General features: G+C 63.2%; 8 protein-coding genes. 5 read left to right on the forward strand and 3 right to left on the reverse strand.

The window, feature by feature from the left end:
- Positions 1-6: 6 nt before the first annotated feature.
- Complete coding sequence (pvdP, locus tag HMPREF2914_RS10015; RefSeq protein WP_003139293.1) at positions 7-1641, reverse strand: pyoverdine maturation tyrosinase PvdP; 1635 nt, start codon at positions 1639-1641, stop codon at positions 7-9.
- A 215-nt stretch (positions 1642-1856) separates the two neighbouring features.
- Here pvdP and pvdM point away from each other — a divergent pair, with 215 nt between their 5' ends.
- The 3 genes from pvdM to HMPREF2914_RS10030 are packed head-to-tail and all read left to right on the forward strand — an operon-like array spanning position 1857 to position 5392.
- Positions 1857-3203, forward strand: a complete 1347-nt coding sequence (gene pvdM, locus HMPREF2914_RS10020; RefSeq protein WP_003103610.1) for a pyoverdine-tailoring dipeptidase-like protein PvdM — start codon at positions 1857-1859, stop codon at positions 3201-3203.
- A gap of 22 nt (positions 3204-3225) precedes the next feature.
- Positions 3226-4509, forward strand: coding sequence for a pyoverdine-tailoring periplasmic protein PvdN (pvdN, locus tag HMPREF2914_RS10025; protein ID WP_003122677.1), 1284 nt, complete (start codon positions 3226-3228; stop codon positions 4507-4509).
- Positions 4510-4537: 28 nt separating this feature from the next.
- Positions 4538-5392, forward strand: coding sequence for a dihydropyoverdine dehydrogenase (locus HMPREF2914_RS10030; protein ID WP_010793019.1), 855 nt, complete (start codon positions 4538-4540; stop codon positions 5390-5392).
- A 68-nt stretch (positions 5393-5460) separates the two neighbouring features.
- On the opposite strand, the gene pvdF is transcribed toward HMPREF2914_RS10030, so the two are convergent.
- Positions 5461-6288, reverse strand: coding sequence for a pyoverdine biosynthesis hydroxyornithine transformylase PvdF (pvdF, locus tag HMPREF2914_RS10035; protein WP_003114501.1), 828 nt, complete (start codon positions 6286-6288; stop codon positions 5461-5463).
- Between the two features lie 377 nt (positions 6289-6665).
- On the opposite strand from pvdF, the gene pvdE reads away from it, so the two are divergent.
- Together pvdE and fpvA are read left to right on the forward strand one after the other, a co-directional pair.
- Positions 6666-8315, forward strand: coding sequence for a pyoverdine export ABC transporter PvdE (gene pvdE, locus HMPREF2914_RS10040; RefSeq protein WP_003103601.1), 1650 nt, complete (start codon positions 6666-6668; stop codon positions 8313-8315).
- A gap of 102 nt (positions 8316-8417) precedes the next feature.
- On the forward strand, positions 8418-10865 hold the full coding sequence (fpvA, locus tag HMPREF2914_RS10045; protein WP_003139291.1) for a ferripyoverdine/pyocin S3 receptor FpvA: 2448 nt from the start codon (positions 8418-8420) through the stop codon (positions 10863-10865).
- 163 nt (positions 10866-11028) lie between these two features.
- Here the strand turns inward: fpvA and HMPREF2914_RS10050 are convergent.
- Positions 11029-12068: alpha/beta fold hydrolase (locus HMPREF2914_RS10050; RefSeq protein ID WP_049313840.1), on the reverse strand; the 1040-nt coding region annotated here is incomplete at its 5' end.

The following is a 12068-nucleotide window of genomic DNA, read 5'->3' on the forward strand; positions in this document are numbered from 1 at the left end:
CGCCGTTCAGCGCCTGAGCTGGTCGCGCGCCAGCTTCAGGTTGCGCGCGTACCAGGGCCGCCGCGGCGCACGCTTGAGCCAGCCGCTCAGTTGATCTTCTTCGCTGAAGATGATGCGCAAAGCCAGCTTCATGGTTTCCACGTCCAGCTCCACCGAGTTGCTGCTCGCCTGGACATCCGAAAGCCCGCATCCATGGGTCGCCGGACCCAGCCAGGGATCGCCGACCTCGACCCATCGACCGGGCGCGAACCATTGGATGCCCTCCACTTCGCGGCGCTGCACTTCGCCAGGATGGAAACGCTCGTGGGCGCGATACCAGTCCTCGATGCGGTCGTCGATCCAGCCGTGGAACGACCAGAACACCGGATTCACATGGGAGGAAAACGGGTCGCCGAGGAAGTCGTTCTCCGGGCGGAACCAGCGCGGGGCAAAATCGGCCGGAAAACGGTCGGTCATGACCGGGGCGCCGTTGGAGGGGTCCCTCGTCACCGAGGCCCAGCGCATGTGCAGCCAGTCATGCATGCCCAGTTCCAGCTCCGAACCGAACTGGCCGAGGGTCAACTTCGCCAGGTACGCCGGGTCCTGGTACTGCGATTCCCAGACCAGGAAATTGGCATGGTAGGCCTCGGCGCTTTTCAGGCCATGCAGCCACTCGCTGTACTCGTCGTCATCCACTGCCACCCAGGCCGGAGGCACGGAAAACCCGTCCGGATTGTCGAAGTAACGGATGAAGCCGGGACGATCGTACTCCAGCGGCACCACAGGTCGCGGCAGACGCTCCCAGGACGGCAGGTCCTGCATGGAACGCGCGGTATGCAGCATGTGCCGGTGCATGAAAAAGAAGTCGATACCCGAGGCGTTGCGATCCTTGCGTGGCCCTCGCGCATCGCGTTCGCGGTCCAGCGGGCCGGGCTGCCAACCGACTCCGCGCAACGCATTGCGTTGTTTTTCCGAAAGCCGATGCCATTTGTCCCGCGAAGCGTGCCATAGCTGGTGGAACAGTCGGTGCTGCGGCGACACCAGCCAACCGAGAAGTTTCTCGTTGAGCACGATGCGCTCATGGGCCAGGGGGAAGTGACGCTTTACCGCAACGAAACGAAAATCCTCGTTCGGCGACAGCGGCGAACGCTCCAGGCGCTGTATGCGTCCGCTCAGAGTTCCGTCGCCCGCGTTCGCATAGTCTGCCCAGACCTCGTCGAACACCGCCGAGCAATCGTGAGTCGGTGCCACGGAACCGCTCGCCTGGTCCACCAAACGCCAGCGGATGCTTGCAGAACTGGCTCCGAGCAAGTCGCCAAGCACACGAAAGCGCGGCGGCTCCGCCGCGAGGAGACGTTCAGGAGTATCCAGGTAGCCAATCAGGCCGCGTCCCTTGGGTGCCACGTCCAGCACCAGTTGCAAGCCCTCCCGAGGCAGCCCGGGCAGTTCGGCATCACCGCCTACCAGGCGCAGATCCCATAGACCGCGCAGGCGGTCGCCCAGTCGTATGCCATCGGTAGCCGCCAGGTCGAGCGAAGCCTCGTCAGGCGTCTGCGGCTCCTCTTCGCGGGTCAGATGACGATGTGTGTAGTAAGCCACCGGCAGCGCCGCCGCCCCGGTAAGGGCCAGGCCCGCCATGAATCCGCGTCGAGAAACCGTCATCGTCCTACCTGTATCAACCGTGAAGCTCGCTTTATCCAGCTAGAACGTTCCTTCCGTCGGCAAATTTACCGCCCACATGCCGTTCCACAGGCAACTCGACAATCCCTCCCGCGGCGCTAAATTTTCCCGCTCCGGCCTCGTCCCACCCTGACAGGTGAGTCCGCTTCGGCAGACGCTCATCCGCGCTTTCGATCTCGAACCTGACTGGGACGGCAATGACTAGAACACGCACACGCAAGGCCCTCTACCTCGGCTTGCCGATCTTCCTCATCCTCGTCGGCGGCGGCCTGCTGGCCTGGAAGACCTTCGGCCCGAGCGAAGCGGGCTACCCGCGCAAGGTCATGAAGCACGCCGAGGAGTTGCATGAGCGCATCCTCTCCTTCGATAGCCGGATCACCATCCCGCCGGACTTCGGCACCGAAGGCAACGAGTTCGACAAGGACGGACCGAACCAGCTCGACCTGGTCAAGGCGGGCCGCGGGCGCCTGTCCGGCGCTGCCCTGGCGATCTTCGGCTGGCCGGAGATGTGGAACGGCCCGAACGCGCCACACAAGCCGACCCCGGGATTCGTCGACGAGGCTCGTCACCAGCAGGAAATTCGTTACAAGATTCTCACCGGCATGGTCCGCGACTTCCCCAACCAGGTCGGCATCGCCTACTCCCCCGAGGACTTCCGCCGCCTGGCCATGGAAGGCAAGTTCGCCATCGTCATGAGCATGCTCAACGCCTACCCGCTGGGCGACGACCTGTCCCAGCTGGACAAATGGGCCGCCCGCGGCGTGCGCATGTTCGGCTTCAATTATGTCGGCAACAACGACTGGTCCGACTCTTCCCGTCCCTTGCCGTTCTTCAACGACACGGCGGATGCCCTGGGCGGCCTCTCCCCGCTAGGCAAGCAGGCGGTCGAACGGCTCAACGATCTCGGGGTGATCATCGACGTCTCGCAGATGTCGACCAAGGCCCTGGAACAGGTCGCCGCCCTCAGCCGCGCGCCCATCGTCGCCTCGCACTCCGCGCCGCGTGCCCTGGTGGACATCAAGCGCAACCTCAGCGACCACGAGATGCAACTGATCAAGGACAGCGGCGGCGTGATCCAGGTGGTCGGCTTCCCCGCCTACCTGCGTCCGCTGAGCAAACCGACCCTGGACAAGCTCAACGCCCTGCGCGCGCGCTTCGACCTGCCACCCCTGGAAGGCCTGGACTATGCGCTGATGCCGGGCGATCCGATCATCACCATCTGGCCGGAACAACGCTTCGGTGAATACGCCAGCGCCCTCTACGGCATCCTGGAGGAGGAGCCCAAGGCCGGCCTCAAGGAACTGGTGGACGCCATCGACTACACGGTGAAGAAGGTCGGCATCGACCACGTGGGCATCAGCTCGGACTTCAACGACGGTGGCGGCGTGGACGGCTGGAAGGATGTCAGCGAAATCCGCAACGTCACTGCCGAACTGATCACCCGCGGTTATTCCGATGCCGACATCGCCAAGCTCTGGGGAGGCAACTTCCTGCGCGCCTGGGGCGAAGTGCAAAAACGCGCCAAGCCGACAGCTACCCCCTGACCACGCCGCAACGGACCTCCCGATGAACGACCGTCGTACCTTTCTCAAGCAGGCCGGCATTCTCGCCGCCGGCCTGCCGCTGCTTTCCGCTGCCCAGTCGCTCCGCGCCGAAGGCGCACCGAGCGACGCCGGCAATAAGTGGAAAGCGCTGCGCCAGCAATTCGATCTCGACCCGCAGTATCTGCACTTCGCAAACTTCCTCCTCACCTCACACCCTCGGCCGGTGCGGGAGGCCATCGAGCGCCTGCGGGTCCGCTTCGACCGCAACCCGGGCGAAGCGGTGGACTGGCATCGCGAGGAAATCTGGAAATACGAGGACGAGGCTCGCGCCTGGGCAGGTCGCTACTTCGCCGTGCAACCTGGCCAGGTGGCGCTCACCGGCAGCACCACCGACGGCCTGGCGGCGATCTACGGCGGCCTGCTGGTGCAGCCGGGCAAGGAGATCCTGACCTCCTCCCACGAGCACTACTCCACCTACACCACCCTGGAATACCGGCACAAGCGCATGGGTACCCAGGTCCGCGAGTTCCCGCTGTTCAAGGACCCGCATCGGGTTTCCGCCGACGAGATCCTGTCCAGCATCGCCGCTCAGATCCGCCCGCAGACCCGGGTGCTGGGCATGACCTGGGTGCAGTCGGGCAGCGGCGTGAAGCTGCCGATCCGCGAGATCGGCAAGCTGGTGCGCGAACTCAACCAGAAGCGCGACGAACAGGACCGGATCATCTACGTGGTCGACGGCGTGCATGGTTTCGGCGTGGAAGACGTCAGCTTCGCCGACTTCGACTGCGACTACTTCATCGCCGGCACCCACAAGTGGCTGTTCGGTCCGCGTGGCACCGGGGTCATCATCGCCCGCTCGGAACAGCTCCAGGAGCACCTGGTGCCGAGCATCCCGACCTTCTCCCGCGCCGACAACTTCGGCACCCTGATGACCCCTGGCGGCTACCACGCCTTCGAACATCGCCTGGCCCTGGGCACGGCCTTCGAGCTGCACCTGCAGTTGGGCAAGGCCGAGGTCCAGGCGCGTATCCACCAGCTCAACGCCTACCTCAAGCAGCGCCTGGGCGAGCATCCCAAGGTCCGCCTGGTCACGCCGACCAGCCCCGAGCTGTCTTCGGGCTTCACCTTCTTCCGCGTCGAAGGCCGCGATTGCGAGGCGGTCGCCAAACACCTGATGGCGCACCGGGTAATCAGCGACGCCGTGGATCGTGATGTCGGCCCGGTGGTGCGCCTGGCGCCGAGCCTGCTGAACGACGAGGCGGAGATCGACCGGGTGCTGGAAATCCTCGCCCCGCAACTCGCCTGACCCCTTTCGCCACTCAACGAGAACCGCCATGCACGCATTATCGCCCCTGGCCCTGGCCGCACTGATCGTCGCCACCGCCCCCGCCTTCGCCGACGAAGCGAAGAAACCCGGCACGGTGTTCAAGGATTGCAAGGACTGCCCGGAGATGGTCGTACTGCCCGCCGGCAGTTTCACCATGGGCACCCCGGACGACGAGGTCGGCCGCCAGCCCGACGAGGGCCCGCTGCACGACGTGACCTTCGCCAAGCCGTTCGCCATCAGCCGCTACCAGGTCACCGCCGGCGAACTGGACGCCTACCTGAAGGCCACCGGCGTCAAGCTGGCCGACGGCGATACCCGCCCCGGCCGCGAATGCATCGCCGGCAAACCGCGCTACCAGCAAGGCCCTCGCCAGCCGGCGGTATGCGTCGACTACAACGACGTGAAGAACTACGCCGCCTGGCTGTCGAAGAAGACCGGCAAACACTACCGCATGCTCAGCGAGGCCGAGCGCGAGTACGGCGCCCGCGCCGGCAGCGCCGGCCCCTTCCCCTTCCCGTTCGACGAAGGTAAGGAATACAGCATCGCCAAGCACGCCAACACCTACGGCGCCAGCGATGGCTACAACTTCACCTCGCCGGTGGGCAGCTTCCCGCCCAACGCCTTCGGCGTCTACGACATGCACGGCAACGTCTACGAGTGGGTCGCCGATTGCTGGCACGACCACTACAACGGCGCCCCGAGCGACGGCAGCGCGTGGATGGAGGAAAAGTGCGAGCTGGTGCAGATCCGCGGCAACGACTGGGGCGAGCCGCCGATCTTCTCGCGCTCGGGCAACCGCAACAATGCGGCCCCCAGCGACCGCGGCGACTGGATCGGCTTCCGCGTGGCGCGCGAACTCTGATTCAGAATGAAGAAGGCCGGAGCGACGACACCGCTCCGGCCTTTTCGAACCCCTCGAAGGAACCGGGTTCAGAGCTTCTCGGCGAGCAGCGCCAGCCCTTCGTGCAAGGCCGGGAACAGGCTGTTGTTGAAGTTGTTCCAGCGCAGCTCGAGGATGGTGTCGTCGGGTGAAATCTCCGTTTTCAGCACATCATGGAACACTTCGCCGGAATCGATGCCATTGTCCACATAGTGGAACGATGCTCCGGTCCAGTACAGCGGCTCGACCGCGACCTTTTCCATGGTCGCCCAATCCACCACCTTCTCGCCCCGCGCTCCATACAACGCGTCCAGGGTCGCATAGGCGCCACGACGCTCGTAAGGCGAGTCCTCGCGCGTCACGCCAGGATGGATATTCATGATCCGCCGTGCGAACGGAGCGCCCGGGCGTACCAGCTCATCGAGGATGACCAGGAGCCCGTCCAATACCACCACATCGGCGCCCAGCTCCACCAGGGTGTCATGCAGGCGTCGCTCGAAATCGCTCTTGCCGGCCACATGCTCGGGCGTACCCCGCGGGTACCGACGGTAGGTGGACGGCACGCTGAGCAAGAGGTCGTTCAGGGTCTTGCCTTGCACCTGCAGGTCTGCCGGATAGAACCATTGCTGCCCGGGACGATAGGCGAAACCGTAGTCCTTGATTTTTCCCTGGTCGCGAGGCAGCTCCGCGTCGTCGTCGTAGATCACGCCCACGAGCTCGTAGGCATCGCCCAGCGCAGTCTGGTTCAGCGCCTCCACCAAGGACTCCAGTACCGACTTCATGTACCGCTGTTCGCCCTTGTACGGCACGTACTGGCCGGCCTTGTCGGCCGCGGCGTTTCTCAGGGACCAGATATAGGCCAGTTTCCTTTTCGTCATTTCATCATTCCCAGGAGTAGATCGAGCGCCAGAGGAAGGCAGCGCCATGTCGAGTCGAAGCGCGCGTCGACCTGCGACGGGCGGGCGCGACACCTCTTCCTGATCTGCAACGAACGGCATCGCCTGCAATTTACGTGGAAGAACCTACGCCCCGCCGAACGCCGCTAAATACCGGGCATCCTGCTTCGTCTGTCTGCAAGGAGGCCGAGACGGGTGACGCATGCTCCTGGAGCCGGTCGCCGTCCGCATTCGCAGTGCCGCAACGAAAGCCTGCGCCAGGCCACCCCACTCAACCGTCCCATGCCTACCGGCCCAGCCGGGAGCGGCCATGGAACGATCCTGGGACCCCACCGACCTAGTACATCCGGGAAGCAACTATGACCAATCCCAAGCGCGGCGCCATTCGCGAACTGCTCGCCCTGCTCAGGCCCTTTCGAGCGATCGTGGCCGTCTCCATAGCACTGGGCATGGCCGGCGGCCTTGCCATCACCCTGCTGCTGGCCAGCATCAACAACGCCTTGCACTCGGAAAACGGCCTCGGCCAAGGCGTACTGCTGTCGTTCGGCGGACTCTGCCTGCTGGCATTGGTCAGTTCGATCGTCTCCGACATCGGTACCAGCTACGTCGGCCAACACATCATCGCGAAGCTGCGCAAGGAACTCGGCGAGAAAGTCCTCTCGGCGCCCATCGAGCAGATCGAGCGCTACCGGACCCACCGTCTCATTCCGGTACTGACACACGACATTGACACCATCAGCGACTTCTCCTTTTCCTTCACCCCACTGGCCATAGCCCTGACCATCACTTTCGGCTGCCTGGGTTACCTCGCCTACCTATCGGTCCCGATGTTCCTGCTGACAGTCGTCGCCATCGTCATCGGCACGGCAGCCCAGTACCTGGCGCGCTCCCGCGGTTTCAAAGGGTTCTATGCCGCCCGCGATCTCGAAGACGAATTGCAGAAGCACTACACCGCCATCGCTTCGGGCGCGAAGGAACTGCGCATCCACCGCCCCCGTCGCTATCGCATGCACACCGGCCGCATCAGCGAAACCGCGAACAACATCCGCGACCTCCACATCAGCTCCATCAATATATTCATCCTGGCCAAGACCTTCGGCTCGATGCTGTTCTTCGTGGTGATCGGTCTGGCGCTTACGCTCCAGGCCTACTGGCCTTCGTCCAATCCGGCCGCCATCACTGGCTTCGTGATGGTCCTGCTGTACATGAAGGGACCACTCGAACAGGTGGTGACCATCCTTCCCATCGTCAGCCGCGCCCAGGTCGCCTTCCAGCGGGTCGCCGAACTTTCCGAGCGTTTTTCCTCTCCCGAACCCCATCTTCTGCTCAGCGAACAGGAGGCCCCGGACAAGACCGTCGACAGCCTGGAACTGCGCGACGTTCGCTACAGCCCCCCCGCCGTCGAAGGCAGCGAACCGTTCCATCTGGGCCCTATCAATCTGCGTATCGCCCAAGGTGACATCGTCTTCATCGTCGGCGAGAACGGCTGCGGCAAGACGACCCTGATCAAGCTGCTGCTCGGCCTCTATCGCCCGCAGTCCGGCGAGATCCTTCTCAACGGAGAACCGGTCAGCGCGGAGACCCGCGACGATTACCGCCAGCTCTTCAGCACCATCTTCGCCGACTACTACCTCTTCGACGACCTGGTCCAGGGCAAGCAGGCTTCGTTGCAGAACGCGACCCAATATCTGCAACGCCTGGAAATCGCCCACAAGGTCAGCGTCATGGACGGCAACTTCAGCACCACCGATCTCTCCACCGGGCAGCGCAAGCGCCTTGCGCTGATCAATGCCTGGCTCGAAGAGCGGCCGGTCCTGGTCTTCGACGAATGGGCCGCAGACCAGGACCCGGCTTTCCGCAGGGTCTTCTACACCGAACTGTTGCCGGACCTGAAGCGCCAGGGCAAGACCATCATCGTGATCAGCCACGATGATCGCTATTTCGAAATGGCGGACCAGTTGATAAGGCTCTCGGCAGGCAAGGTCGTCAAGGAAACCGAGACGGCGTGAAACTTTTTCATCCGGTTTTCCGTGGGTAAAACGTCATACTAAGAGAATTGAGAAGCGATCTCATTTATTCGCAACTTGCCAACCTAAGAAGAGCAATCACCCATGCCAGCACCACACGGTCTCAGTCCTCTGAGTAAGGCGTTTTTGATGCGCCGTGCCTTCCAACGCAGGATGCTTCCCCACTCGCTCGCCATGGCCCTGAGCCTGCCGCTGGCGGGATATGTCCAGGCGCAGGAAATCGAGTTCGACATCCCTCCCCAGGCGCTGGGCAGCGCACTCCAGGAGTTCGGCCGCCAGGCGGATATCCAGGTGCTGTATCGCCCGGAAGAGGTCCGGAACAAGCGTAGCAGTGCGATCAAGGGCAAGCTGGAGCCGAACCAGGCGATTACCGAGCTGCTTCGTGGCACCGGCGCATCGGTGGACTTCCAGGGCAATGCGATAACCATCAGCGTCGCCGAGGCGGCGGACAGCAGCGTCGATCTCGGCGCCACCATGATCACCTCCAACCAGTTGGGCACCATCACCGAGGACAGCGGCTCCTATACGCCAGGCACTATCGCCACGGCGACCCGCCTGGTCCTGACTCCGCGCGAGACGCCCCAGTCGATCACCGTGGTCACCCGCCAGAACATGGACGACTTCGGCCTCAACAACATCGACGACGTCATGCGCCATACGCCGGGCATCACCGTCTCGGCCTACGACACTGACCGCAACAACTACTATGCCCGCGGCTTCTCGATCAACAACTTCCAGTACGACGGGATTCCCTCGACGGCCCGCAACGTCGGCTACTCCGCGGGCAATACGCTCAGTGACATGGCCATCTACGACCGGGTGGAAGTACTCAAGGGGGCGACCGGCCTGCTCACCGGTGCGGGGTCCCTCGGCGCCACGATCAACCTGATCCGCAAGAAACCTACCCATGAATTCAAGGGCCATGTCGAACTGGGCGCGGGCAGTTGGGACAATTACCGCTCCGAACTGGACGTCAGCGGCCCGCTGACCGAGTCCGGCAACGTCCGCGGCCGGGCGGTAGCCGCCTACCAGGACAAGCACTCGTTCATGGATCACTACGAGCGCAAAACCAGCGTCTACTACGGCATCCTCGAGTTCGATCTGAATCCCGACACCATGCTTACCGTCGGCGCCGACTATCAGGACAACGATCCCAAGGGATCGGGCTGGTCGGGCAGCTTCCCGCTCTTCGACAGCCAGGGCAACCGCAACGACGTCTCCCGCTCCTTCAACAACGGAGCCAAGTGGAGCAGTTGGGAACAGTACACCCGCACCGTCTTCGCCAACCTCGAGCACAATTTCGCCAACGGCTGGGTCGGCAAGGTGCAGCTCGATCACAAGATCAACGGCTACCACGCGCCCCTCGGCGCGATCATGGGCGACTGGCCGGCACCGGACAACAGCGCCAAGATCGTTGCGCAGAAGTACACCGGCGAAACCAAGAGCAACTCGCTGGATATCTATCTCACCGGCCCCTTCCAGTTCCTCGGTCGCGAGCACGAGCTGGTGGTCGGCACCTCGGCTTCCTTCTCCCACTGGGAGGGCAAGAGCTACTGGAACCTGCGCAACTACGACAACACCACCGACGACTTCATCAACTGGGACGGCGATATAGGCAAGCCCGACTGGGGTACCCCCTCCCAGTACATCGATGACAAGACCCGCCAGTTGGGCAGCTACATGACCGCCCGCTTCAATGTGACCGATGACCTGAACCTGTTCCTAGGTGGACGCGTGGTCGACTACCGGGTAACCGGCCTGAATCCGACCATTCGCGAGTCCGGACGCTTCATTCCCTACGTCGGCGCAGTCTACGACCTGAACGATACCTACTCCGTCTACGCCAGCTATACCGACATCTTCATGCCGCAGGACAGTTGGTATCGCGACAGCAGCAACAAACTGCTCGAACCCGACGAAGGCCAGAACTACGAGATCGGCATCAAGGGCGAATATCTCGACGGACGACTCAATACCAGTCTCGCCTACTTCGAGATTCATGAGGAAAACCGCGCGGAGGAAGACGCCCTCTACAACAGCAAACCGACCAACCCCGCCATCACCTACGCCTACAAGGGCATCAAGGCCAAGACCAAGGGCTACGAGGCGGAAATCTCGGGTGAACTGGCGCCAGGCTGGCAGGTTCAGGCTGGCTATACCCACAAGATCATTCGCGACGACAGTGGCAAGAAGGTTTCCACCTGGGAGCCTCAGGACCAGTTGAGCCTCTACACCAGCTACAAGTTCAAGGGCGCCCTGGACAAGCTCACGGTCGGCGGCGGCGCCCGCTGGCAGGGCAAGAGCTGGCAGATGGTCTACAACAATCCCCGCAGCCGCTGGGAAAAGTTCTCCCAGGAAGACTACTGGCTGGTGGACCTGATGGCCCGCTACCAGATCACCGACAAGCTGTCGGCCAGTGTCAACGTCAACAACGTCTTCGACAAGACCTACTACACCAACATCGGTTTCTACACCTCGGCATCCTATGGCGATCCACGGAACCTGATGTTCAGCACTCGCTGGGACTTCTGAGCCCGACTGCGAAAAAGAACGCCCCGCAATGCGGGGCGTTCTGCTTCTCGGCTACCCCACGCGACCCATCGCCGAAGACGCCTGTCGGCACGACACCAAATGATTCCTGTACAGAAACAAAGAGCCCGCCTGAAGGCGGGCTTTGAACGGAACGGACCTGAGATCAGCGCCCGGCACGCTCCAGGGCGGCCCGGAAGCTCTGCACAAACTCAGGGTGGTCGATGATCTTGTCGTGCCGGGTATCCAGCACCCGCACCGGTTCGACACGCTCAGCCCCGATCGCCTCGGCCATCGAGCGCTCCACCGCGCTCCGCTGGATGGCATTGGTGCTGCGCGCGGCCCACCAGAGGCTGACCTTCGCCGTCAGACGCGGGTAATCCATCGCTTTCAGGCGCTCGTCGAGGATCTGTTTCAACTCCCAGGACACTTCCAGTTCGTTGCTCTGTGCGATTTCGCTGCGCAGTGTCGCGAACTCGGCGCCGATCTCCGCTTCCGCCCAGTCGCTCATCCTCGTCCAGCGCTGCTCATCGTCCGTCGTGGCGGAGCAGATCGATGACCAGGCCCGTTCGATATGCTCGGCCCGCTCCGGAAACATGACACCGAGCAGTTCCACCCGCATCTCGCCCACGGATAGGTTCGGGACTGCCTCCGGCGTCGGCCCGATCTCGTTCCAGAACGCTTCGACCCTGACCGGTGCCGGCGCATCGATCCAGCCGACGAAAGCCACCTGCCGCCCACGCTGCTCCAGCCGGGCCGCGACATCCATCGCCAGGTTGCCGCCGAGCGACCATCCCGCCAGGTTGAAAACCCCTTCGGGGTGCTCCTGCAGCAATTGCTCGGCGTATTCCGCAACCATATCGTCCCACTCCGGCACCTCGCGACCAGCGCCCAGCAGGGCACGGCAGACAACACCCTTGACCGGATGACGATCCCGCAGCGCCATGGCGAGGGTCTTGTAACAGTGCACAGAGCCGAAACTCGGATGGAACATGAACAGCGGCGAACCTTCGCGCCTGCCGTTGAGCGGCACCAGCAACGACTCACGCGCCTGCCCCTCGATGCATGCCGCCTGTTCCGCGACGCTGGCATGGGTCATCAGTTGGCTGATGCTCAGCGTAGCCTGGCAGGTATCGCCGATCCGCTCCTTGAGCATCAGCAGCAACAATGAGTGACCGCCCAGTTCGAAGAAGTTGTCGTCCAGGC

The sequence above is a fragment of the Pseudomonas sp. HMSC067G02 genome, assembly GCF_001813485.1.
GTDB lineage: Bacteria > Pseudomonadota > Gammaproteobacteria > Pseudomonadales > Pseudomonadaceae > Pseudomonas > Pseudomonas aeruginosa.